Raw genomic sequence first — 24,473 nt, 5'->3', positions numbered from 1 at the left:
GCTTGAGCATAATGCAGTCACCAGAGGAACAGGTACTTTCGGTCAAAAATCTGCGCGTCAGTTTTCAGCAGGAAGGCGAAAGGATTCAGGCGGTAAAAAATCTTTCGCTGGAGGTGAAGCGCGGCGAAACGCTGGCTATCGTCGGAGAATCCGGCTCAGGAAAATCGGTGACGTCACTGGCGCTGATGCGTCTGGTGGAGCAGGGCGGCGGCATTATCGACAGTGGCGAAATGTGGCTGCGTCGGCGTAACGGCGAGCTTATTGATCTTGCCACGCTGCGTCAGTCGCAGCTGCGCGGCATCCGCGGCGCCGATATGGCGATGATTTTTCAGGAGCCGATGACCTCGCTCAATCCGGTTTTCCCGGTGGGCGAGCAGATCGCTGAATCCATTCGCCTGCATCAGGCGAAAAGCCATCGTGACGCGCTGAAGGAAGCAGAAAGGATGCTCGACCTGGTGCGTATTCCCGAAGCGAAAAACGTACTTTCCCGTTTCCCGCACCAGCTTTCCGGCGGGATGCGTCAGCGGGTGATGATCGCCATGGCGCTCTCCTGCCGACCGGCGCTGCTGATTGCCGATGAGCCAACCACGGCGCTTGACGTCACCATCCAGGCGCAGATCCTGCAACTGATCCGCGTACTGCAAAAAGAGATGCAGATGGGCGTGATTTTTATCACCCACGATATGGGCGTGGTGGCGGAAATGGCCGATCGTGTGCAGGTCATGTATCGCGGCGACGTGATGGAAACCGGCAGCGTCGACGAGATTTTTCAGCGTCCGCAGCGCGACTATACGCGCGCGCTGCTGGCCGCCGTGCCAAAACTGGGGGCGATGACCGGCAGAGCGCTGCCGGCGCATTTCCCGCTGATTGGGCATGATAATGATGACACGCCCCAGGATACCGTGGTCGCTGACGGTGAACCGGTGCTACAGGTGCGCGATCTGGTAACCCGCTTCGATATTCGCAGCGGCATTCTGAACCGCGTGACGCGGCGCGTGCACGCAGTGGAGAAGGTCAGTTTTGATTTGCGCGCGGGCGAAACGCTGGCGCTGGTGGGAGAGTCCGGCTGCGGCAAGTCCACCACCGGACGCTCGCTGCTGCGGCTGGTTGAAAGCCAGGGCGGCACCATTACCTTTAACGGCCAGCGAATTGATACCCTGACCGGCCCGGCGCTTTCACATCTGCGGCGTGATATTCAGTTTATTTTTCAGGACCCCTACGCCTCGCTGGATCCGCGACTGACGGTAGGCTTTTCAATTATGGAGCCGCTGCTGGTGCACGGCATCGCAAAAGGGCAGGCGGCGGAAGATCGCGTGGCCTGGCTGCTGGAGCGCGTTGGCCTTTTGCCGGAGCACGCGCGTCGCTATCCCCATGAATTTTCCGGCGGTCAGCGGCAGCGCATCTGTATTGCGCGCGCGCTGGCGCTTAATCCAAAGGTGGTGATCGCCGACGAGTCGGTCTCCGCGCTGGACGTCTCCATTCAGGCGCAGATCGTTAATCTGATGCTCGATCTCCAGCGCGAGTTTGGCATTGCCTTTCTGTTTATCTCTCACGATATGGCGGTGGTGGAACGGATCAGCCACCGCGTGGCGGTGATGTATCTGGGACAGATTGTTGAGATCGGCCCGCGCCAGTCTGTATTTGAAAATCCGCAGCATCCCTACACGCGCAAGCTGATGTCGGCGGTGCCGGTGGCAGACCCGGCTCATCGACGTCGTGAACGAGCGCTACTGGTTGATGAAATTCCCAGCCCGATCCGCGCCCTGGACGATGAGCCGGTGGTGGCACAGCTTATTGAAGTGAGCGCAGGACACTACGTTGCCCGCCATGCAGTCGGCGGCTGATTTGCAGCACAACATCGACAAAGGATTAAGAGGAAGACGAGATGATGATTCAAAAACGTAAGTTGCTGTTAACCGCTGGCCTGCTGGGCAGTATTGCGGCGCTACCCGCGTGGGCGGCAAAGGATGCGGTGATCGCCGTAGGGTCCAATTTCACCACGCTCGATCCTTACGACGCCAACGACACGCTGTCGCAGGCGGTAGCGAAATCTTTCTATCAGGGCCTGTTTGGCTTTGATAAAGATATGAAGTTAATTAACGTGCTGGCAGAGAGCTATCAGGCCAGTCCGGACGGATTAACGTACACCGTCAAACTGCGTTCAGGCATTAAATTCCAGGACGGCAGCGACTTCAATGCCGAAGCGGTCAAGGTTAACCTCGATCGCGCCAGCGATCCCGACAGCCATCTGAAGCGCTATAACCTGTTTAAATCTATCGGCACCACCGAAGTGGTCGATCCCGTAACGGTGAAAATCACTCTTAAGCAGCCGTTCTCCGCCTTTATTAACACCCTGGCAAGCCCGGCGGCAGCGATGATTTCGCCCACTGCGCTGAAGAAGTACGGCAAGGACATCGGTTTTCATCCGGTGGGAACCGGGCCGTACGAACTGGAGAACTGGAATCAGACCGATTTCGTCAAGGTGAAAAAGTTTGCCGGCTACTGGAAAAAAGGCTATCCGAAACTGGATACCATCACCTGGCGTCCGGTTGTGGACAACAACACGCGCGCCGCGATGCTGCAAACCGGCGAAGCCAACCTGGCGTTCCCTATCCCTTATGAGCAGGCGAAGCGTCTGGAGAGCAATGCCAAACTGGATCTGACCACGTCGCCGTCGATTATGCAGCGCTATATCAGCTTCAACGTCACGCAGAAGCCGTTTGATAATCCTAAAGTGCGCGAGGCGATCAACTACGCGATCAACCGTCAGGCGCTGGTGAAGGTGGCTTTCGCCGGTTACGCCACGCCTGCCACCGGCATCGTGCCGCCGGCTATCCAGTATTCAGAAAGCTTTGCGGCGCCGCAGTACAATCCGGCGAAGGCGCGCGAGTTGCTGAAAGAGGCGGGTTATCCAAACGGTTTCGAAACCACGCTCTGGTCTTCACATAACCACAGCACGGCGCAAAAGGTGTTGCAGTTCACCCAGCAGCAGCTTGCTCAGGTGGGCATTAAGGTGAAAGTCACGGCGATGGATGCCGGCCAGCGTGCGGCGGAAGTGGAAGGTAAGGGCCAGAAAGAGAGCGGCGTGCGTATGTTCTATACCGGCTGGTCTGCGTCGACGGGCGAAGCGAACTGGGCGCTGACGCCGCTCTTTGATACGCAGTCCTGGCCGCCAACCATCTTCAACACGGCGTTCTACAGCAATCCGCAGGTGGATAAAGATCTGGCTGACGCGCTGAAAACCACCGACGGGGAGAAGAAAGCCTCGCTGTATAAAGACGCGCAGTCGCGCATCTGGAAAGATCAACCCTGGGCGCCGCTGGTGGTCGAAAAGCTGGTTTCAGCGAAAACGAAAAACCTCACGGGCTTCTACGTCATGCCTGACACCTCGTTCAGCTTTGATGAAGCCGAACTGAAGTAACAGCGTCCGCTGCGGCTGCGGCTCCGGAGAGAGGCGCAGCCGCGCGATGCGCAGGATAACGCATGCTTAACTATTTTTTCAGACGCTTACTGGGGCTGATCCCGACCCTGCTAATCGTAGCGGTGCTGGTGTTTCTGTTCGTGCATATGCTGCCTGGCGACCCGGCGCGGCTGGTGGCCGGACCGGAAGCCGATGCTACCGTGGTGGCGATGGTTCGTCAGCAGTTGGGGCTGGATCAGTCGCTGCTTCAGCAGTTCTGGCATTTTATCAGCCATGCCGTGAGAGGCGATTTCGGCCTGTCGATGGTGTCAAAGCGCCCCGTTTCAGAGGAGATCGCGCTGCGATTTTTACCGACGCTGTGGCTGACGCTCAGCAGTATGGTGTGGTCGGTGATCTTTGGTATGACGATTGGGATAGTTTCGGCGGTCTGGCGCAATCGCTGGCCGGATCGGATCGGCATGACGCTGGCGGTGTCGGGCATCTCGTTTCCCGCTTTCGCGCTCGGCATGTTGATGATGCAGGTGTTCTCCGTCGAACTGGGCTGGCTGCCCACCGTCGGCGCAGACAGCTGGAAACACTATATTCTGCCCTCCATTACGCTTGGCGCCGCCGTTGCAGCGGTGATGGCGCGTTTTACCCGCGCATCATTCGTTGAGGTTATGCAGGAAGACTATATGCGTACGGCGCGGGCGAAAGGCGTACGCGAAAGCTGGGTTGTGGTCAAGCACGGCCTGCGCAACGCGATGATCCCGGTAGTGACCATGATGGGATTGCAGTTCGGTTTTCTGCTGGGCGGCTCCATCGTGGTCGAGGTGGTTTTCAACTGGCCAGGGCTGGGACGACTGCTGGTGGATTCGGTAGAAATGCGCGACTACCCGGTAGTACAGGCGGAAGTGCTGCTTTTTTCGCTGGAATTCATTCTTATCAACCTGATTGTCGATATGCTGTATGCCGCAATCAACCCCGCGATTCGCTACAAATAAGGACACGCGATGAAAAACTGGCGACGAAGCGCGGCACAGGCCGCGATGCCAACCATCAATCAGCATCGCGTTCGCACGCCCTGGCGGGAGTTCTGGCGCCGTTTTCGCCGTCAGCCGGTGGCGCTGATGGCGGGCCTGTTCATCTTACTGCTGATCGTCGTGGCGGTGCTGGCGCCCTGGATTGCGCCGTTCGATGCTGAAAACTATTTTGATTACGATCGCCTGACCGAAGGGCCGTCCGCTATGCACTGGTTTGGCGTCGATTCGCTTGGACGCGATATTTTCAGTCGCGTACTGCTTGGCACGCGGCTGTCGCTGATTTCCGGCTTTGTGTCCGTCGCAATCGGTGCCGCTATCGGCACCGCGCTTGGTCTGCTGGCGGGCTATTATGAGGGCTGGTGGGATCGCATCATCATGCGCATCAGCGACGTGCTGTTCGCGTTCCCCGGTATCCTGCTGGCGATTGCGATTGTAGCCATCATGGGCACCGGCATGTCGAATGTGATCATCGCCGTCGCGGTATTCAGCGTGCCCGCTTTTGCCCGTCTGGTGCGCGGCAATACGCTGGTGTTGAAACAGATGACATTTATCGAGTCGGCGCGCAGTATTGGCGCCTCTGACTTCACGATTATAATGCGGCACATTCTGCCCGGCACCATCTCGTCCATTGTGGTCTATTTCACCATGCGTATCGGCACGTCGATTATTACGGCGGCGAGCCTCTCTTTTCTCGGACTTGGCGCACAGCCACCCACGCCGGAGTGGGGCGCGATGCTGAACGAGGCGCGCGCGGATATGGTGATGGCGCCGCACGTGGCGATTTTCCCCAGCCTGGCGATTTTTCTCACGGTGCTGGCTTTCAATCTCCTTGGTGACGGCCTGCGCGACGCGCTTGATCCGAAACTGAAAACCTGACCTTTCCCTTCAGCGCCCGGTTCCGGCGGGCGCGGCTTCGCCGATTTTGTGCCAGACTGAATGTTTTACTCAGGAGAGGGCACGGTGAAGGAATTTGATTATCAGCAGGACTTCAAAACAATCGATTTTCGCAAGCATCCTGAGCGCTATCAGGTGGGACGCGGCGAGCAGGGCGTGCTGATGGTTGAACCTTATAAGAGTGAAATTCTGCCGCACTGGCGATTTAAGACCGCTGAGATCGCGAAAGTTTCCTCCCGGGCGATCATGACGCTGTTTGAGGAATACCGTGCGAAAGATGATTTTGTGGGGATGGATATGGCGCGCAAGTTTATTCAGATGGGATATACCCGCGCGCGTCGTTATGCCAATCACAAGGGCGGCCGGAAATATGATGCCGATCGCAACGAGCTGCCGCGCGAGCTGAATGATGAAAAAGCCGCTGCCGCCGCAATTTTTAAAGCAGAGTGGGACAAGCTGCGTGCGGATGCAGATTACCTGGCGCGAAAGAAAAAGCATCAGGCGGCGTTTGGCTGATGCGAAGGGCTGCTAAGCGCCAGTCGCCTGGCACAAAGAAAACCACACCCTGCCTCAGATTCTTGTCGCCCAGAGATCGTATTCGTCGGCGTTGTCCACCACCGCATGAATAATATCGCCTGGCTTGAGGTTCGTCTCGCCGTTAAGGTAAACCGCACCGTCAATCTCCGGCGCATCGGCCATGCTCCGGCCAATCGCGCCTTCCTCATCCACTTCATCAATGATGACAGCAATGTTGCGGCCGATTTTTTCCTGCAAACGTTCCGTTGAAATAGCCTGCTGAAGCTGCATAAAGCGGTTGAAGCGATCTTCCTTCACCGACTCCGGGATCGGATCCGGCAGATCGTTGGCCGTCGCGCCCTCAACCGGACTGTATTTAAAGCAGCCGACGCGATCCAGCCGTGCCTCTTTCAGGAAGTTGAGCAGCATCTGAAAATCGTTTTCCGTCTCGCCGGGAAAACCGACAATAAACGTCGAGCGTAGCGTCAGTTCCGGGCAGATTTCGCGCCAGCGCTTGATGCGTTCCAGCGTGCGTTCGACGGCACCTGGACGTTTCATCAGCTTTAAAATGCGCGGGCTGGCGTGCTGAAGGGGAATATCCAGATAGGGCAACACCTTGCCTGCCGCCATCAGTGGGATCACGTCGTCCACGTGTGGATAGGGATAAACGTAGTGCAGGCGCACCCACACGCCGAGCTTCGCCAGCTGTTCGCACAGGCTGACCATGCTGGTTTTCACCGGCTGGCCGTTCCAGAACCCGGTACGGTGCTTCACATCCACGCCGTAGGCTGACGTGTCCTGCGAAATCACCAGCAGCTCTTTCACACCGGCTTCCACCAGGCGTCGCGCTTCGTCCAGCACCGCGCCCACCGCGCGGCTGTCGAGATCGCCTCGCATTGAAGGAATAATGCAGAAGGTACAGCGATGGTTACAGCCTTCTGAAATTTTCAGGTAGGCATAATGACGCGGCGTCAGCTTCACGCCCTGTTCCGGCACCAGGCTGGTAAAGGGGTTATGCTGCGGCTTTGGTACATAGCGATGCACATGTGAGAGCACCTGCTCGTAGCTGTGTGGGCCGGTGATCTCCAGCACTTTCGGATGCACTTCGCGGATCTGGTTTTCCTTCGCGCCCAGACAGCCGGTTACGATTACCTTGCCGTTTTCGTTCAGCGCTTCGCCAATGGCTTCAAGCGACTCCTGCACGGCGCTGTCGATAAAACCGCAGGTGTTAACGATAACGATTTCGGCATCGTCGTAACGTGGCACCACATCATAGCCTTCGGTACGAAGTTCGGTCAGGATCCGCTCAGAATCGACCAGGTTTTTAGGGCAGCCTAATGATATAAATCCTACACGAGGGGTATGTATTACATTGCTCATAAGGTTAAGAATTTATCATGTTTATAATTGATAGGGCTGGAATTCTACAGATGTCTAAGTCGAAATTGTATAGCTATATACGCTGGTCAAGTGATAGGCAGCAACAAGGTTCCACCAGAGAACGGCAGATGAGATCTGTTCCTACCCACATATTGTGGAAGCGATCCTGAGCGAGGGGCTGGTTTTCAAACTGTTCCGGGCTGAGTCCGCCGCAGGCACTATGACGTCACCAGCGATTGTAATCGCACCCAATATAATTAAATACCGTGCCTCGCATTATTTCTCGGCTGCTGAAGCGTTCTCCGCAGATACATTCCACCATCAGTGAGTGAAAGTAGCTTTCCGCGAAGGCATTATCGTAACAGCAACTTTTTGCGCTCATGCTGCCGCGCAGATTATATCGCTTCAGCAGCGCCTGATAGTTTGCTGAACAGTACTGTCCTCCGTGATCGGTGTGAGCGATAACATTTTTCGGGCGCTTACGCCGCCAGAGCGCCATCTGCAAAGCATCGCAGGCAAGTTGTGATGTCATCTACGATGACATCGACCAGCCAATGACAGCACGTGACTACAGGTCAATGACCACCGCCAGATACAGCCAGCCTTCTTCCGTGCGCAGATACATGATGTCACCTGCCCACTTCTGGTTTGGGGCGGCGGCACAAAAGTCCTGTTTCAACAGATTTTCTGATACCGTCAGGCCATGCTTCCGATAGCTCACCGGGCTGAACTTCCGGGTGGCTTTCGCCCGCAGTCCCTGACGACACAAACTGGTGGCAATGGTTTTGATGTTGTACTCCGATAGCCCATTAGCAAGGCGCGGAGCACCATAGCGCTGTTTTGCCTCAGTGAATGCCTTACGGACAGCAGCATCACAGATGAGCCAGAACTGCTGACGCGAACCCGTCTGATAAGGAGCTGATGGACAGAGAGAACGAGGATTGTGGGTTAAGCTGGGAATCAGACGCATTCTAACGCGTCTGTAATATTAAGGTTCAGTATATGATTCTGAAAGTTATTTTAAACCTTTTAGAACGCGTCCTATTAAGCTTATTCGCGGTTTTCTTTAATGTTCCAGCTCGATTGAGTTTCAGCACCTCTGCCACCAGTTGTAGACTGTTCCCAGTACTGGGTCTTGACCTTAGCAGCCTGGAATTGGTAGATCATACCAACAAGGTCACGCTGGCTTGCACCATTGAACATAGCATCGATGATCAGTACATCCTCAAGGGTAATACGACAATACTCAATCTGAGTTCCTCCGGCTTTGCATATGGCCAGTTCAACCTTAGTTATGTGTTTACCGTTGGAGAGATAACGCATGATTGCTGGAATTGCCTTGTCGATGTTCGCATGTACAGTGAGATCCCGGTACTGAACCTTGCCAGCTCCACCACCACCACCAACACTCATGTTTGCAGCCTGGCTTGCACCCCAAGAGAATGAGTCGATGTTGATCCAACCCTTGTGGTTAGAATCCTGTGACTCACCGTTGATGCCATCAATTCTCAGGTAAAGATCGGTACTCATATTCAAAACTCCCTTTGATTACTCAATGATATCTGTTTAAATAAAATTACTGAGCATATGATGACATAAAGGGACTGTTATGGACAACTACGCGAATCCAGGGAGATTTTCAAATTACTATCAGACAATGGCAAACCTCCAGGTCCAGGCAAATCAGCTTAATAGCATTGCTAATACACTATCATTGCTGCATATCCAGGACGCAATGCTCAGGATGAATTTTAAGGATGAAATTCAATCATTCATCACCCTTCAGCTTAATGCTATTTACTCAGCCAGTACTGATAATGAGTGCCAGGCTTGCATAAAGAATCTCAAACAAGAGTATGAATATCTAACCATACAAGACAGGATGCTTCGTTCAGGTCACGCTGTAGTGTCTGCTTCAGTTCAGTTCTACCATGATCATGAAAAAATCATCGGTTATATAATAGATGGCATAGGTGTTGTAGTGGGCGGATTACAAATGGTGGCAGGTGCTACTTTAGTAGCCGGATCCATAGCAACCGGAAACGTAGTCGGAGTTGTCGCAGGCGGTAGTCTCGTCTTCAATGGCTTCGGTTCGCTAACAGAGAATATCCAGAAAATTGCAGGTAGCACTAACCCTTCAAATTTTGCAAGAGATGCATATGAAGACGTGGCTGAATTCATGGGCTTCGACAAAAGGTTAGGATTATTGGCGTACCAAGCCGTTGATTTTACTACATCGTATTATGGGGTTTTGAAGCTAACTTTAAAACCTGAGGCATGGAGGCTATTCAACTATCTTCCATCAGACTATTACAGAAAAGTTCAGGCAATGAGTAAACCAGCTCTCGCACTAAAAGGAGCTGGTGCGGCAAAGAAAGGAATAGAGATCGGCATTAACATTAAAGATATGAATACTGATCCCAAATAATTTTACTTATTCTTAGCCATGTAACGATAAGCTTTCCAGGCGAGTTTCATAGGAGTAACAATATATATAACCGTTACTCCGAATATGGCACCAATGAAATATGAAATTACTTTGCTTTTTTCATCAGCATGAAGTAAGCCAACGATGAAACAAATTGCAATGATTGCTAAAGAAATAACTCCACCCCAAAAACGTTTGCTCAAGTCAAGTACTATAGAAGCAAACGTTTGATCCTTAGTAGGAACACTCTCAACTATGTTACGTAATCGACCTATATCTCTGTCAGTAAAGCCATTAGCCTTGAGATCATTTATAAAATCCATATCGTTCAAAATTGGCTCCATCTCTAAACTTCAATGAATTAACATAGAGTATTTTAACATATGGCGGCTAATTGGTACATTCATTAGTTGATTATGAATGATTTTTTATCAGGAGATAAAACCATTTCTTAATACAGCCAAGATTTATCTTGGTGACTTAAATTATAGAAACTGTAGAATACGTATCGCCCTGTATGCTCCATGGGGATTGTTCTGTGACATTTTTGCAACGGGACAACCCTTAGAATGGTAGCTCACACCGCTTAACAAACGTCCTGACCCCATTCTTAAAGGGTAAATAACTCTAAAAAAACCGGGCGCTGGCCCGGTTTTTTATATTTGATACGACCATTAATCAGACCGGCGCCAAAATATATTGGTATGGTTAATTTTGCCATTACAGGAATAATGGATGATGCTCAAATATCGGGTTTCAAAAAGTCGAGGGGTTTAAAACAGATGTTTTTACATTGTCCGAAAGATATATTTCTGATTTATCGATGATGAAACGTTTACACCATTTAATAGGTCTTCCTTAAGCTTTTGTAAAGTCTCCTCCTTCTCAATATTTTTTCACTAAATTTAATCAACGCCCATCATAAAGAGGAAAAGGCATGTCTCGTCTGCTTACGGCCGCGGCTGTCGCTGTCACGCTGTTATTCAGCCAGAATGCGCTGGCGGAAAAAGTCAGCGTGGAAGAGTTGCAAACCGGGTTGGATCATCCGTGGGCTGTCGCATTTCTGCCTGACAATCAGGGAATGCTGATCACCGAGCGATCGGGTAGTCTGCGCTATTGGCGGCAGGGTAAAGGATTGTCCCAACCCATCATCGGTGTGCCAAAAGTATGGGCTGAGCGGCAGGGTGGGCTACTCGATGTGGTGCTGGCGCCTGACTTTACGCAAAGCCGCCGCGTCTGGCTGACGTGGACAGAGGTTGACAATAACGGGCGTGCGGGCGCAGTAGTGGGTTACGGCACGCTCAGCGACGATAACGCGCGGTTGACCAGGGTGAAAACCGTGCTTCGTCAGCAGCCGGCGCTTTCCAGCGGGGCCAACCTGGGATCGCGCATCGCCTTCGATGGTGATGGTTTTGTCTGGATCACCTTTGGGGATAATTTTCACGCTGAAACGGCGCAGGATCTCTCTGCGCTGACCGGGAAAATCGTCCGGCTGAACGCCGACGGCAGCGTGCCGCAAGACAACCCTTTTGTAAACAAAACAGGGGCCAGGCCAGAGATCTGGGCGCTGGGCGTGCGCAATCCACAGGGCATCGCGCTGAACCCATGGACGCAGGAAATCTGGGAGAGCGAGCACGGGCCGCGCGGGGGCGATGAGGTGAATATCCCTCGCAAAGGGAAAAACTACGGCTGGCCGTTGGCGACATGGGGCCTCGATTACAGCGGCGAAAAAGTGCCGGGATCGAAAGGCGGCGAAGTGGCCGGGACCGAACAGCCTGCTTTCTGGTGGAAGGTATCGCCCGCCATCAGTGGCATGGCTTTTTACAACAGCGCACGCTTCCCACAGTGGAAAAACTCACTGTTTATCGGCGCGCTTAAGGAAAAAAACCTGATCCATCTGTCGGTGAACGGCGATCGCGTGACAGAAAAAGAACGGCTGCTCAGCGATCGCGGCGAGCGTATTCGCGACGTCAGAATGGGGCCTGACGGCTATCTTTATGTATTGACCGATGAACGTAACGGTAAACTACTCAAAGTAGGCCTGGCAGAGTAGCCAGGCCGGACTGGCGCTATCGCTGCCAGTGACAAATTTCCCAACCGCGCTGCTGTGCCACAAGGTGCAGCGGCTCTGCGGGATTAATGACAAAGGCGTGATCGGCGTGCTCCAGCATCGGCAGGTCATTCATTGAGTCGCTGTAGGCCCAGGTGCGTTCGTAGGCCGCGTCTTTCTGCTCCGCCAGCCAGTCGTTCAGGCGCGTCACTTTTCCTTCTTTATAGGTCATCGTACCGTAGGTCTGGCCGCTGTAGCGGTCATCAAGGATCTCAACGCCAATGGCAAGCGCGCCGTGAGCGCCCAGCCGCTGCGCGATAGGAACAACCAGATGCTCGCCGCTGGCGGACACGACCATCACCTTGTCACCGCGCGCGTGGTGCCAAGCCATGCGTTCATGAGCAGAAGGGTAGACGCGCGGCACGATATCACGCTGAATAAATCGCCTGACCCAGCCGGTCACGGTGAGCGTGCCCATGCCGGCGAGCGGAGAAAGCGTCGCGGCCATATACTCTTCCATACGCAACGTGCCCTGGTAATACTGCGTCATCAGCGCCTGTTCTTCATCAATAAGCCCGGCCGGTGCGAATCCCTGCGAAACCAGCCAGCGTAGCCAGAGTCCGGTACTGTCTTCGCTGATCACCGTTTCATCAAGATCGAATAATGCTAAATCCATCGTCGCCACTCCTCTGCGGGTTTGCTTCAGATTAGTAGAATTTTGTGACGAACTTAACAGTGTGACGGTAAATCAGAATTCACCTGGCTTTTTCGACCCTGCAAAGAGGTTGAAAGGGTTGATTAGGCATGTTTCTAATATATTTCTAATAAACTCTAGAAAACTTTACGAATGAACTGTTCTAATCGGTGAGAAGACGCGATAGCGTGGGAAGGTTTACGCTCGCCAGCGCTCCAAAAACAGCGCTCATTCAAATGGATACTTGGGTTCTGCCATGAAGAAAATGCATCATTCTGCCGCCGTCCGCGCCGTTGCGATCTCCGCTACCCTCTCTTTACTTCTTGTTACTCTTGCCCGCGCCGAAGAGGCCCCCGCGCCGCCGCAAATTGAAGCGAAGGCCTGGATTCTTATGGACTATAACAGTGGCAAAGTGCTGGCTGAGTCTCATGCTGATGACCGTCTCGATCCTGCCAGCCTGACAAAAATGATGGCCAGCTACGTCAGCGGTCAGGCAATCAAGTCCGGTAAGATCACCACTGACGATATGGTGACGGTGGGTAAAGATGCCTGGGCGACCGGTAATCCCATTTTAAAAGGGTCGTCGCTGATGTTTCTCAAGCCCGGCGATCGCATTCCTGTTTCCGAACTGAACAAAGGCATCATTATTCAATCCGGCAACGATGCAAGCATCGCGCTGGCAGATTATGTGGCGGGCAGTCAGGATGCTTTCGTCGGCCTGATGAACAACTACGTCAACGCGCTTGGTCTGCAAAACACCCATTTTAAAACCGTTCACGGTCTTGATTCCGACGGACAGTACAGCACCGCGCGCGATATGGCGCTGATTGGTCAGGCGCTGATCCGCGACGTGCCTGAAGAGTATGCAATCCATCAGGAGAAGGAGTTCACCTTTAACGGCATCCGGCAGCATAACCGTAACCGGCTGCTGTGGAGCAGCAACCTTAAGGTGGACGGCATCAAAACCGGGCATACCGATGGCGCGGGCCATAACCTTGTGGCTTCCGCGGTAGCGGGCGATCAGCGCCTGATCTCGGTGGTGCTCGGCGCAGCGACGGATGGCATTCGCTTCCGGGAGAGCGAGAAGCTGCTGACGTGGGGCTTCCGCTTCTTCGAAACCATTACGCCCATCAAATCAGGCAGGCCGTTTGCCAGCCAGCGCGTGTGGTATGGCGACAGCGATACCGTCAATCTGGGGGTGGCGAAAGATGCGGCGATCACTTTGCCGAAAGGACAGGCGAAAAATCTGAAGGCGAGCTTTACGCTCTCACAGCCACAGCTGACCGCGCCGCTGAAGAAGGATCAGCAGGTTGGGACGATTAACTTTCAGCTCGACGGTAAAACGATCGAACAGCGCCCGCTGGTGGTGATGCAGGATGTTAACGAAGGCGGATTTTTTAGCCGTATTGTTGATTTCGTTATGATGAAAATGAACGGCTGGTTTGGGAAATGGTTTTCCTGATAAGTCCTGACCTGAAAAAGGCAGCCGTTGCGGCTGCCTTTTTTGTGCCGGTTTAATTCTGTACCCAGCCTTTACGAATCGGAATGGCAAAGAGTTGGCGATAGAGCCACGAGGTGGTGGCCAGCACGCGTTCACCGCAAAACATCCACGCCATCTGGGCGAACAGGCATGAGAGCATGCCGACCAACAGGCCGCCAAGCATATCCATTGGCCAGTGCACGCCGAGATAGACCCGCGACCAGGCGATAGCGGCGCCGACAATCATCAGCACCGCGCCGGACCACACGCGATGCCAGCAGATAAAGGCAATGGCAAAGGTAAATATTGCCGTACCGTGATCGCTGGGATAGGAGTCGTCAGGGGCGTGCTTCAGTAACTGATGACCCAGACCGAGCATAAACGGACGTGGATGCGGGAAGAGATTGCCTATGCACCAGGAAAGGCTGAGCGCCCACGCCAGCGCAATGGCAATTTTGATCACCAGCTCGCGCTGCAAAGTCAGTTGCCCCTTTGGCCCCCAAAACCACATCGCCACCACCAGCAGGGGAACAACGGCAATCAGATCGCGTGCAATGAATACCGCCAGCGAAATCAACCACTCCGGCGCACTGGCGCTGGCATTGATCCAGAGAAACAGCGTCCGGTTCAACTCTTCCATTCATTATCTCCTCATCGGTTCGACGACAGCTGCCGTCGGACGTAAAATTCAGGATCAATAAGATAAAACCCGATGTCAGGAAGATAAACGGATTCATTCCGAAATGACGCTGTGGTTAGGGTTTTGTTAAGGTTTAATGACGATCTGACAGGGGAGCAGGTGGTAAATGGGGTGCCAGAAAAAGAAAAACCCGCTAATCATTTGATTAACGGGCTCCACAATTTAGGATTTCAAAGAAAAGCAGTGGCACTAATTAGGACTGCGCGGAGAAATAAAAGTTCTCATGCATGCTGAAATAATTTTTATCCGCCCAGCGCAGGCCAGATTATTACGATCAGCGTACCTGCCAGCGTAAGCAGGACGTTCGCAATAGCATAGGTGCCCGCATAGCCCAGCGCAGGAATATTACTGCGTGCGGTATCGCTGATAATTTCCATTGCGGGCGCACAGGTGCGCGCGCCCATAATCGCGCCAAACAGCAGTGCGCGGTTCATTTTCAATACCCAGGCGCCAAATAAAAAGCTGACGATGACCGGCAGCAGGCTGACCATCAGCCCGGCGCCCAGCATCAGCAGCCCCGTATCGCCCAGCCCGCGCGATAAGCCGCTGCCTGCGCTCAATCCTACGCCCGCCATAAAGACCATCAGGCCGAACTCTTTTACCATTGTCAGCGCCGCCTGCGGGATATAGCCAAACGTAGGGTGGTTAGCGCGTAAAAAACCGAGAAGAATTCCTGAAAAAAGTAAGCCGGCAGCGTTACCAATACCAAAATTAAAATTGCTGAACTGGAAGGTCACCATACCGATCATCAGTCCAATAATAAAAAAGGCGCAAAAGGCGAGCAGGTCTGTGACCTGACTATGAATTGAGATGAATCCGATGCGATCCGCAATGGATTTAACCCGTCGGGCTTCACCGCTGATGTGTAATACGTCGCCTTTATTAAGAATAATGCTGCTGTCGATGGGCATCTCAATCTGGCTGCGGATCACCCGATTCAGAAAGCAGCCATGATCGGTTAATTTTAACTGGCTGAGCCGCTTATTCACCGCATTATTATTTTTTACCACGATCTCTTCATTAATGATGCGCATGTCCAGCAGATCGCGGTCAAACACTTCTTTGCCGTTGCGAAAGCTGGGATCGAGGCGGGCATGGGCATCGGGATAGCCGACCAGCGAGATCTCATCGCCCGGTTGCAGCACCGCATCGCCGTCCGGGCTGGCCAGAATACCGTTGCGGCGAATGCGTTCGATATAGCAGCCGGTTTGCCGATAAATACCTAACTCGCGCAGATTTTTGCCGTCGGTCCAGGCGACCAGTTCCGGCCCGACGCGGTAAGCGCGAATCACGGGCAGGTAGATTTTGCGCTGGCTGTCCGGATCAAGGCCGCGTTCCCGCGCGATCTGTTGGGCGCAGGTGGGCAGATCCTGATGTTGCAGTTTCGGCAGGTAGCGCGCGCCAAAAATCAGGCTGACGAGACCGATCAGGTAGGTTAAGGCATAGCCAAGACTGAGGTTATCCAGCGCATGATTCAGCGCCGGGCTGGCGTTCAACGTCTGACGCAGCGTATCGCCTGCGCCCACCAGCACCGGCGTTGACGTCATGGAACCCGCCAGCATGCCTGCCGTCAGGCCAATATCCCAGCCAAACAGCTTGCCTAACCCCAGCGCGGTCACCACGGCGGTGATCACCATTACCAGCGCCAGCAGGAGGTAATTTTTGCCGTCGCGAAAGAAAATGGAAAAGAAATTGGGGCCGACTTCGATACCGACGCAAAAAATAAATAACATAAAGCCCAAATTAAGCGCGTCGGTATTCATGCCAAAGTGTTGTTGCCCCAGCAGGAGCGAGACGACTAAAACACCAATGGAATTACCGAGTTGGACTGAGCCAAGTCGTAATTTCCCTAAACAGAGTCCGAGGGAGAGAACAACAAATAATAACAGAATGTCATTATCAATTAACAAATCTGCGACGTTTATATTCACGCTTTAACTTCTTGTTTACGAGTAACATGTTGATAAGTCGGGTTTTTTGAGCTAAATTTATCGCGCTGCCAACAGAGTAGCGGCGGCGTTCAGGTTAATCAGAGAACGACAGCCCAGCGCCATAAATAATGGCCGCCATTTTAATCGCTTCATACTTTTTCAGCCAGTAAAAGCCGTGATGAATTTTAACGGGTCCTTGTAGCATGATTAACCGAACGAATGTGTCGAATTATTTTGACAAACTCACGTCATAAATTACCGGAAGAAAGTTTCATGATGCTGAAAGGCGTGTCGCGGACAAGCGTGCTGGGCAGTTTTGTTCTTTTTTGCCTCGTATTTTTAGCAGTAGGATCGCAGATGTCCAGCGAGAACCCGGCGAAGCTGCATGCGCGGCTTGGTTTGCTGATGTTCATCCTTCCGGGCGTCATGACGGCGCTGTTCTGTCGATCTTCCCCGCTTGTCGCCACGCTGCTTGGCGCGCTGCTGGCAACGCCGGTCTGCCTGATCGCGCTGCATACCTGGTTTACGAACAGCGGTGACCTGGTGCAGGAAGTGGCTTTTGTGACCAGTGCGGTGTTCTGGTGTGGCTCAGGTGCGCTGCTGGTTATGCTCTGGCGAATGATGTTCTGGCAGCAGCATCGCTGACGTACTGCCCGCAACGCACGCAAAAAAAAAGCCGATATTCTCGGCTTTCTTCTTTTATGGGCATCAGCGTTATGACTGAAACAGACCCAGATTCTCTTTGGCGTAGGCTTCAAAATCGGTGAAACCGCCCACGTGGTTCTGATCAAGAAAGATTTGCGGAACGGTTTCGACCGGCTTGCCGACGGTTTTTTCAAGATCGGCTTTGGTGATGCCTTCCGCATGGATATCGACGTAACGGAAGTTGAAGTCTTCACGCTCTTCAGTCAGCTTCTCAGCCAGGTCTTTAGCACGTACGCAGTAAGGGCAGCCCGGGCGGCCAAAAATCACAGCAAACATGGAATTCTCCTTGAGGTAACCATTTTCTATGTGACTTACATCACAATTTATAACTCACTGGCGGTTATCATGCCCGCTTCATTCTGCTAATAAAAGAAGAAATTGCCTGTTGATCTGATTCGTGCAGGCTATGCTACAGGCTGAATTTTACGTTTTACTATTGGCGTGTGCCGAATAAAACCATCAGGAGTGAACCATGACGCCGACCATTGAGCTACTCTGCTCACATCGCTCGATCCGGGCCTTTACCGATGCCGCGATTGATGACGCCCGGCGTGATGCCATTATTGCCGCAGCGCAGTCGGCTTCAAGCTCGAGCTTTTTGCAGTGCTCATCCATAATTCGTATTACCGACCGCAGCCTGCGTGAGCAGTTGGTGACGTTAACCGGTGGGCAACACTACGTGGGGCAGTCAGCCGAATTTTGGGTGTTTTGCGCGGACTTTAATCGCCACCAGCAAATTTGCCCGCAGGCGCAGCTTGGCCTGGCCGAACAGCTATTGCTCGGCTGCGTTGATACCGCGCTGATGGGGCAAAATGCCATGACCGCCGCCGAATCGCTCGGTCTTGGCGGCGTTTTCATTGGCGGTATTCGTAACAATATTGCTGAAGTGACCGAACTGCTGGCGCTGCCGAAGTTTGTTTTGCCGCTGTTTGGCCTCTGTCTTGGCTGGCCCGACCAGTCGCCGCAGCACAAGCCGCGTATGCCGTCGGCGATGCTGGTGCATGAAAATCGCTATCAACCGATCGACCCGGCCGTACTGGCAGCTTACGACAGCGAGCAGGAAGCGTATTATATGAACCGCGACAGCAATCGCCGTCGTGAAACCTGGAGCGAACACATCCAGAAAACCATTATCAAAGAGAATCGTCCTTTCATGCTGGATTATCTGCACAAGCAGGGATGGGCGACGCGGTGAGCGTGCGGAGCGGAGAAAAAGGGTGAAGATTGCGATTCTTTCCAGAGACGGCTCGCTTTATTCATGTCGGCGACTGCTTGAGGCGGGCAAAGATCGCGGCCACAGCATGGAGGTGATCGACCCGCTCTCCTGCTACATGAATATCAATCCGGCTTCGTCGACTATCCACTATCGCGGCAGGCAACTGGCGCATTTCGATGCGGTGATACCGCGCATCGGTTCGGCGATTACCTTTTATGGCACCGCCGTGCTGCGCCAGTTTGAAGTGTGCGGCAGCTATCCGCTTAATGAATCGGTCGCCATTACCCGCGCGCGCGACAAACTGCGCTCTTTACAACTTCTGGCACGGCAGGGCATTGCCATGCCGGTGACCGGTTTTGCACATTCGCCGGACGACACGCACGATCTGATCGAGATGGTCGGCGGCGCGCCGTTGGTAGTGAAGCTGGTTGAGGGCACGCAGGGTATCGGCGTGGTGCTGGCCGAAACACGGCAGGCGGCAGAGAGTGTGATAGACGCCTTTCGCGGCCTCAATGCGCATATTCTGGTGCAGGAATTTATTAAAGAGGCGCACGGCAGAGATATCCGCTGCCTGGTGATCGGCGGCGACGTGGTGGCGGCCATCGAGCGCGAGGCAAGAGAAGGGGATTTCCGCTCGAATTTGCATCGCGGCGGTACGGCACGGCGCGTACAGATTACCGAACAGGAAAGAGACATCGCCATTGCGGCCGCCAACACGCTGGGGCTGGATGTGGCCGGTGTCGATATTCTGCGCGCCCGCCGCGGGCCGCTGGTGATGGAAGTTAACGCCTCGCCGGGGCTGGAAGGCATTGAGAGCACTACCGGACTGAATATTGCAGGAATGATGATCGCCTGGATTGAAGAGCAGGCGCGTCCCGGCTTCAGTCTTAAAACGGGTGGTTAATCTGCATATTTAGCGCGTAATCGTGGTGTTTACGCGCTTTTTTCCGTAAGCTAGGGCGCAATTTTCCGGCAGTCAGAGAGCAAGCATATGGATTCACTCGTCGTTCCCGATATCGATCTACTACGACGTTGGCTCGATCAGCAAAGCATTACCTGGTTTGAATGCGATTCATGCCAGGCGCTTCATCTGCCGCATATGCAAAATTTCGACGGGGTATTTGATGCCAAGCTGGATTTAGTCGACAACGTCATTCTGTTTTCCGCGCTGGCCGAGGTCAAACCGACGGCGCTGATCCCGCTGGTGGGCGATCTTTCGCTCATTAACGCCAGCTCGCTTACCGTTAAAGCGTTCGTGGATATCCAGGACGATAATCTGCCAAAGCTGATTGTCTGCCAGTCATTTTGCGTCGAGGCGGGCCTGACCTTCGGCCAGTTCGTTCACTTTATGAAGCAGAGTGAAGAGCAGATCTCAATGGTCATTATGGAAGCTTTCTCCAATCATCTGCTGGTCATTGGCGAAGAAGAAGAGCGCGGTTCGCTTATTGATACGCCCCATCATCTGCATTAAGACCTTCTGTGGATCGATAATGTATCGATCCCCTCTCTTTTCCCGCCGCTCTCCTCTCTCATCGCGTTGTATAATTATGCAAAACCGTCTTTTATTCTGCATTTTGCCCTAAAATGCCAGATATTTATCGCGTGTTATGCCGCCTTCGGCGTATCACATAGAGGAAACATGCCTTTAGATTCGATAAAAGGCGTTTTTTACGCTGAGGGCTGGTCTGAAAAGCCCCGGAGGTCTATTCTTGCCGGGCTGCGTTTCTGGTGCGATGCGGCGGTTCACAGCGCAGTGAATAATCATTCATGATTCGCGCTGCTTTTTTGCAGGCGGCGGCCTCGTTGTTGGCCCTGTCATCCCGGGATTATTACCGATCGTGTCGTGGAGGTGGAAAGCATGTTCAACCAGCGTAAAAAATGGTTGTCTGGCGTGGTTGCGGGCGTACTGATGGTTGCTGGCGCAGGTGCGGCTGATAAAACGCTGCACGTTTATAACTGGTCAGATTATATCGCTGCGGACACGGTGCCCAATTTCGAAAAGCAAAGCGGCGTTAAGGTTGTCTACGACGTGTTTGACTCCAATGAGGTGCTGGAAGGAAAACTGATGGCGGGCAGCACCGGCTACGACGTGGTGGTTCCATCCTCCAGCTTTCTGGCGCGCCAGCTCCAGTCGGGCGTGTTTCAGCCGCTCGATAAAAGCAAACTGCCGAACTACAAAAATCTCGATCCCGACCTGTTGAAAAAAGTTGAGCAGCACGATCCGGGCAACAAATACGCGATACCTTACCTGTGGGCCACCACCGGTATTGGCTATAACGTGGAAAAAGTGAAGGCGGCGCTGGGTAAAGATGCGCCGGTCGACAGCTGGGATCTGGTGCTGAAACCGGAAAACCTTGAGAAGCTGAAAAGCTGCGGCGTCTCCTTCCTTGATGCACCGGAAGAGATTTTCGCTACCGTACTTAACTATCTGGGCAAAGATCCCAACAGCTCTGACGCAAAAGATTATTCGGGCGCCGCCACCGACCTGTTGCTGAAACTGCGGCCGTCAATTCGCTACTTCCACTCATCGCAGTACATTAACGATCTGGCGAACGGCAATACCTGCGTGGCAATCGGCTGGGCCGGCGACATTCTTCAGGCGAAGAACCGCGCGGCTGAAGCTAAAAACGGCGTCAATATCGCTTACAGCATTCCAAAAGAGGGCGCGCTGGCGTTTTTCGATATGCTGGCTATTCCTAAAGACGCGAAGAACCTCGATGCCGCCTATCAGTTCCTCAACTATCTGATGGAACCGAAGGTGATTGCCAATGTGTCCGACAAGGTGTTTTACGCTAACGGGAACAAGGCTTCAGTACCGTTTATCAGTGCCGATGTTCGTAACAATCCGGGCATTTTCCCCACCCCGGAAACCATGGCAAAACTGTTTGTGCTGAAAGTACAGGATCCAAAACTGGATCGCGTGCGTACGCGTGCATGGACTAAAGTTAAAAGTGGCAAGTAGCTGACGGCGATTGCACGACGACAGCAATCTACGCAACAGAGGTGCGGTGCCTGGCCTCTGTTTTGTCTTTTCTACGGCCACGCCGTAATCCGAATAGCGCCGGAGAGTAAAGGTAGTGAATGACGCAGTCCACCGTCCGCAACAGAAAGCAGCTAAGGCGCTGACGCCGCTGCTTGAAATCCGCAATCTGACCAGATCCTTCGACGGACAGCACGCGGTTGATGATGTCAATCTGACGATTTACAAAGGCGAAATATTTGCCCTGCTGGGCCCATCCGGCTGTGGGAAATCCACGCTGCTGCGCATGCTGGCAGGTTTTGAGCCGCCAACATCGGGACAGATTGTCCTTGATGGTCAGGATCTCTCCCATGTGCCGCCGTATCAGCGTCCCATCAATATGATGTTTCAATCCTACGCGCTGTTTCCGCATATGACGGTGGAACAGAATATCGCCTTCGGCCTGAAGCAGGATCGCCTGCCGAAAGGTGAAATCGCCAGCCGCGTGGCCGAGATGCTGACGCTGGTGCATATGCAGGAGTACGCAAAGCGTAAGCCGCATCAGCTATCCGGCGGGCAACGGCAGCGCGTGGCGCTGGCGCGCAGCCTTGCCAAACGTCCTAAACTGCTGCTGCTGGATGAACCGATGGGCGCGCTGGATAAAAAGCTGCGTGATCGTATGCAGCTTGAGGTCGTGGACATTCTTGAACGCGTTGGCGCCACCTGCGTCATGGTCACGCACGATCAGGAAGAGGCGATGACCATGGCGGGGCGCATTGCAATCATGAATCGCGGCAAGTTTGTGCAGATTGGTGAGCCGGAAGAGATCTACGAGCATCCCACCACGCGTTACAGTGCGGAATTTATCGGCTCGGTCAATCTGTTTGAAGGACTGCTGCGCGAGCGACGGGCCGATGGGTTGATCATCGCCAGTCCCGGCCTGGTGCACCCGATGAAGGTGGATTCGGACGCCTCCGTCATGGATGGCGTGCCGGTGCACGTCGCGCTGAGGCCGGAAAAGGTCATGCTTTGCGAAGCCGTCCCGGAAGACGGTTGCAACTTTGCAGTGGGCGAAGTGGTGCACATTGCCTACCTCGGCGATCTCTCTATTTATCACGTACGATTGCACAGCGGACAGATGATCAGCGCGCAGTTGCAGAACGCGCATCGCTTCCGTAAGGGCGCACCCACCTGGGGCGATGAAGTTCGCCTTTGCTGGGATGCGGACAGTTGTGTCGTGCTGACGGTATAGCGGAGAAGTCATGAGCCAACATTCAGTGAAATCTGCGCGGCCGTTAAATGCCTTTATCACCCGCATGCAGATGCGTCACGGCCGCAAAGCGGTCATTGCGCTACCTTATCTCTGGCTGATCCTGCTGTTCTTACTGCCGTTTCTGATTGTGCTGAAGATAAGCTTTGCGGATATTGCCCGCGCCATCCCGCCCTATACCGAGCTGCTGTCGTGGACGGACGATCAGCTGACAATGGTGATGAACGTTGGCAACTACCTGACGTTAACCGACGATCCCCTCTATGTTGATGCCTATCTGCATTCATTGCAGGTGGCGGCCATTTCAACCGTTATCTGCCTGCTGATTGGCTATCCGTTGGCCTGGGCGGTGGCGCACAGCGCACCGTCAACGCGCAATATTCTGCTGCTGCTGGTGATTTTGCCTTCCTGGACGTCGTTTCTGGTGCGCGTTTATGCCTGGATGGGCATCCTGAACGATAACGGTATTCTTAATCGTTTTCTGATGTGGACGGGCGTGACCGATCACCCGATAGCGATCCTCTACACCAATCTGGCGGTGTATATCGGCATCGTTTACTGCTATCTGCCTTTTATGGTGCTGCCGATCTATACGGCGCTGACGCGCATCGACTATTCGCTGGTCGAAGCCTCATTGGATCTGGGCGCCCGGCCGTTGCGTACCTTTTTCAGCGTGATCGTGCCGCTCACCAAAGGCGGCATTATCGCCGGGTCGATGCTGGTGTTTATTCCGGCCGTTGGCGAATATGTCATCCCGGAACTGCTCGGCGGCCCCGACAGCATCATGATTGGTCGTGTGCTGTGGCAGGAGTTCTTTAACAATCGTGACTGGCCGGTGGCCTCCGCGCTGGCGGTGATCATTTTACTGATCCTGATCCTGCCGATTATCTGGTTCCATAAGCATCAGAACAGAGCGACAGGGGAGAAGAAATGAGCGCCTTACCGACAATTCGTTCGCCCTGGCGGACGGCGATCCTCATCGTCTGCTTTTTCTTCCTGTACGCACCGATGGCGCTGTTGGTTATATACTCCTTCAACGCGTCGCAGCTGGCCGCCTGGGAGCGATTCTCGCTGCACTGGTACAGAGTGCTTTTTCACGACGGTGCAATGATAAGCGCCGTGACGCTGAGCCTGTCCATCGCCGCGCTGGCGGCCACGGCGGCGTCGGTGCTGGGCACGATCGCGGCGGTGATCGTGGTGCGTTTCGGACGCTTTAAAGGCTCGACCGGCTTTGCGTTTATGCTGACCGCGCCGCTGGTAATGCCTGACGTTATCACCGGCCTCTCACTGCTGCTGCTGTTTGTGGCGATGGGCAACGCCTTTGGCTGGCCGGCGGATCGCGGCATGCTGACTATCTGGCTGGCGCACGTCACGTTCTGCACCGCCTATGTCGCGGTGGTGATTAACGCGCGCCTGCGCGAGCTGGATCGATCGATTGAAGAAGCGGCGATGGATCTCGGCGCCGCGCCGCTCAAGGTGTTTTTTGTCATTACCGTGCCGATGATCGCACCGGCTATCATCACCGGCTGGCTGCTGGCGTTTACGCTGTCGCTGGATGACCTGGTGATTGCCAGCTTCGTGACCGGCCCCGGCGCCACCACGCTGCCGATGCAGATATTTGCTACCGTGCGTCGCGGCGTAAATCCGGAGATCAACGCGCTGGCAACGCTTATCCTGTTTGTGGTCGGCATTGTCGGGTTCATCGCCTGGCGCGTGATGGCGCATGAAGAGAAACAGCGGCTGCGCGACAGACAGAAGGCACGTGGCGCACACCAGACGTTGTGAGGCATGAGGGCATCCGGCGGAG

At 53.9% G+C, this 24,473-nt stretch carries 23 protein-coding genes and 1 pseudogene; 16 read left to right on the top strand and 8 right to left on the bottom strand.

The features are described from left to right. Positions 1-11 precede the first annotated feature (11 nt). The 5 genes from gsiA (at position 12) to GS12_RS07810 (ending at position 5,853) form a co-directional block, all read left to right on the top strand. A complete protein-coding gene (gene gsiA, locus GS12_RS07830) occupies positions 12-1,844 on the top strand; it encodes a glutathione ABC transporter ATP-binding protein GsiA (protein WP_034945629.1) in 1,833 nt (610 codons plus the stop codon). Between the two features lie 41 nt (positions 1,845-1,885). Beyond that, positions 1,886-3,421, top strand: a complete 1,536-nt coding sequence (gsiB, locus tag GS12_RS07825; RefSeq protein ID WP_034913687.1) for a glutathione ABC transporter substrate-binding protein GsiB — start codon at positions 1,886-1,888, stop codon at positions 3,419-3,421. Positions 3,422-3,483: 62 nt separating this feature from the next. After that, positions 3,484-4,404, top strand: coding sequence for a glutathione ABC transporter permease GsiC (gene gsiC, locus GS12_RS07820; RefSeq protein ID WP_034945626.1), 921 nt, complete (start codon positions 3,484-3,486; stop codon positions 4,402-4,404). 9 nt (positions 4,405-4,413) lie between these two features. Continuing rightward, positions 4,414-5,319, top strand: a complete 906-nt coding sequence (gene gsiD / locus GS12_RS07815) for a glutathione ABC transporter permease GsiD (protein WP_034945623.1) — start codon at positions 4,414-4,416, stop codon at positions 5,317-5,319. A gap of 84 nt (positions 5,320-5,403) precedes the next feature. Next, positions 5,404-5,853, top strand: coding sequence for a DUF4385 domain-containing protein (locus GS12_RS07810; RefSeq protein WP_034913693.1), 450 nt, complete (start codon positions 5,404-5,406; stop codon positions 5,851-5,853). A gap of 54 nt (positions 5,854-5,907) precedes the next feature. Here the strand turns inward: GS12_RS07810 and rimO are convergent, their stop codons facing one another. From rimO to GS12_RS07790, 3 genes and pseudogenes are all read right to left on the bottom strand, one after another. Beyond that, positions 5,908-7,233: a 30S ribosomal protein S12 methylthiotransferase RimO gene (gene rimO / locus GS12_RS07805; RefSeq protein ID WP_034945620.1), complete on the bottom strand. Its 1,326-nt coding sequence runs from the start codon at positions 7,231-7,233 to the stop codon at positions 5,908-5,910. Positions 7,234-7,459: 226 nt separating this feature from the next. Continuing rightward, positions 7,460-8,146: pseudogene (locus GS12_RS23260) on the bottom strand (IS3 family transposase); the annotation flags it as partial. A 137-nt stretch (positions 8,147-8,283) separates the two neighbouring features. Further along, a complete protein-coding gene (locus GS12_RS07790) occupies positions 8,284-8,763 on the bottom strand; it encodes an Hcp family type VI secretion system effector (RefSeq protein ID WP_034913701.1) in 480 nt (159 codons plus the stop codon). Between the two features lie 79 nt (positions 8,764-8,842). Here GS12_RS07790 and GS12_RS07785 point away from each other — a divergent pair, with 79 nt between their 5' ends. After that, complete coding sequence (locus GS12_RS07785; RefSeq protein WP_034945615.1) at positions 8,843-9,661, top strand: DUF4225 domain-containing protein; 819 nt, start codon at positions 8,843-8,845, stop codon at positions 9,659-9,661. A gap of 2 nt (positions 9,662-9,663) precedes the next feature. Here GS12_RS07785 and GS12_RS07780 read toward each other — a convergent pair whose 3' ends face one another. Continuing rightward, positions 9,664-9,993 (bottom strand): hypothetical protein, encoded by a 330-nt coding sequence (locus GS12_RS07780; RefSeq protein WP_034945613.1) that lies wholly within the window; start codon positions 9,991-9,993, stop codon positions 9,664-9,666. A gap of 605 nt (positions 9,994-10,598) precedes the next feature. On the opposite strand from GS12_RS07780, the gene GS12_RS07775 reads away from it, so the two are divergent. Continuing rightward, complete coding sequence (locus tag GS12_RS07775; RefSeq protein ID WP_034945611.1) at positions 10,599-11,714, top strand: PQQ-dependent sugar dehydrogenase; 1,116 nt, start codon at positions 10,599-10,601, stop codon at positions 11,712-11,714. A gap of 16 nt (positions 11,715-11,730) precedes the next feature. Here GS12_RS07775 and GS12_RS07770 read toward each other — a convergent pair whose 3' ends face one another. Beyond that, on the bottom strand, positions 11,731-12,387 hold the full coding sequence (locus tag GS12_RS07770; protein ID WP_034913710.1) for an HAD family hydrolase: 657 nt from the start codon (positions 12,385-12,387) through the stop codon (positions 11,731-11,733). Positions 12,388-12,661: 274 nt separating this feature from the next. Here GS12_RS07770 and GS12_RS07765 point away from each other — a divergent pair, with 274 nt between their 5' ends. Then, on the top strand, positions 12,662-13,867 hold the full coding sequence (locus GS12_RS07765) for a serine hydrolase (protein ID WP_052118388.1): 1,206 nt from the start codon (positions 12,662-12,664) through the stop codon (positions 13,865-13,867). A gap of 52 nt (positions 13,868-13,919) precedes the next feature. On the opposite strand, the gene ybjG is transcribed toward GS12_RS07765, so the two are convergent. Continuing rightward, positions 13,920-14,525, bottom strand: a complete 606-nt coding sequence (gene ybjG / locus GS12_RS07760) for an undecaprenyl-diphosphate phosphatase (protein WP_034913712.1) — start codon at positions 14,523-14,525, stop codon at positions 13,920-13,922. A gap of 302 nt (positions 14,526-14,827) precedes the next feature. Next, positions 14,828-16,516, bottom strand: a complete 1,689-nt coding sequence (locus GS12_RS07755) for an aspartate:alanine antiporter (protein ID WP_034945609.1) — start codon at positions 16,514-16,516, stop codon at positions 14,828-14,830. A 273-nt stretch (positions 16,517-16,789) separates the two neighbouring features. On the opposite strand from GS12_RS07755, the gene ybjM reads away from it, so the two are divergent. Next, entirely contained in the window at positions 16,790-17,161 is a 372-nt protein-coding gene (ybjM, locus tag GS12_RS07750; RefSeq protein WP_051937070.1) for an inner membrane protein YbjM, read from the top strand. 69 nt (positions 17,162-17,230) lie between these two features. On the opposite strand, the gene GS12_RS07745 is transcribed toward ybjM, so the two are convergent. Continuing rightward, complete coding sequence (locus tag GS12_RS07745; RefSeq protein WP_034913715.1) at positions 17,231-17,497, bottom strand: GrxA family glutaredoxin; 267 nt, start codon at positions 17,495-17,497, stop codon at positions 17,231-17,233. 196 nt (positions 17,498-17,693) lie between these two features. Here GS12_RS07745 and nfsA point away from each other — a divergent pair, with 196 nt between their 5' ends. The 7 genes from nfsA (at position 17,694) to potI (ending at position 24,451) form a co-directional block, all read left to right on the top strand. Next, positions 17,694-18,416, top strand: coding sequence for an oxygen-insensitive NADPH nitroreductase (gene nfsA / locus GS12_RS07740; protein ID WP_034945606.1), 723 nt, complete (start codon positions 17,694-17,696; stop codon positions 18,414-18,416). Positions 18,417-18,438: 22 nt separating this feature from the next. After that, positions 18,439-19,341 carry a 30S ribosomal protein S6--L-glutamate ligase gene (gene rimK / locus GS12_RS07735; RefSeq protein ID WP_034913719.1) on the top strand — a complete coding sequence of 301 codons (903 nt, stop codon included), beginning with the start codon at positions 18,439-18,441 and terminating at the stop codon, positions 19,339-19,341. 87 nt (positions 19,342-19,428) lie between these two features. After that, complete coding sequence (locus GS12_RS07730; RefSeq protein ID WP_034945603.1) at positions 19,429-19,908, top strand: YbjN domain-containing protein; 480 nt, start codon at positions 19,429-19,431, stop codon at positions 19,906-19,908. Positions 19,909-20,295: 387 nt separating this feature from the next. Next, positions 20,296-21,399, top strand: coding sequence for a spermidine/putrescine ABC transporter substrate-binding protein PotF (potF, locus tag GS12_RS07725; protein WP_034945600.1), 1,104 nt, complete (start codon positions 20,296-20,298; stop codon positions 21,397-21,399). 115 nt (positions 21,400-21,514) lie between these two features. Next, the gene (potG, locus tag GS12_RS07720; RefSeq protein ID WP_034945597.1) at positions 21,515-22,648 is read left to right on the top strand and encodes a putrescine ABC transporter ATP-binding subunit PotG; all 1,134 of its coding nucleotides are present in this window, start codon (positions 21,515-21,517) and stop codon (positions 22,646-22,648) included. A gap of 10 nt (positions 22,649-22,658) precedes the next feature. After that, the gene (potH, locus tag GS12_RS07715) at positions 22,659-23,600 is read left to right on the top strand and encodes a putrescine ABC transporter permease PotH (RefSeq protein ID WP_034945595.1); all 942 of its coding nucleotides are present in this window, start codon (positions 22,659-22,661) and stop codon (positions 23,598-23,600) included. Further along, positions 23,597-24,451 (top strand): putrescine ABC transporter permease PotI, encoded by an 855-nt coding sequence (gene potI, locus GS12_RS07710; protein ID WP_034913728.1) that lies wholly within the window; start codon positions 23,597-23,599, stop codon positions 24,449-24,451. Before potH ends, potI begins: the two co-directional genes overlap by 4 nt. Positions 24,452-24,473: the final 22 nt, after the last annotated feature.

Source organism: Erwinia oleae, from assembly GCF_000770305.1.
GTDB classification, from domain to species: domain Bacteria; phylum Pseudomonadota; class Gammaproteobacteria; order Enterobacterales; family Enterobacteriaceae; genus Erwinia; species Erwinia oleae.
The sequence above is the reverse complement of the archived record's forward strand: the minus strand, read 5'-3'. Positions and strand labels throughout refer to the sequence as shown.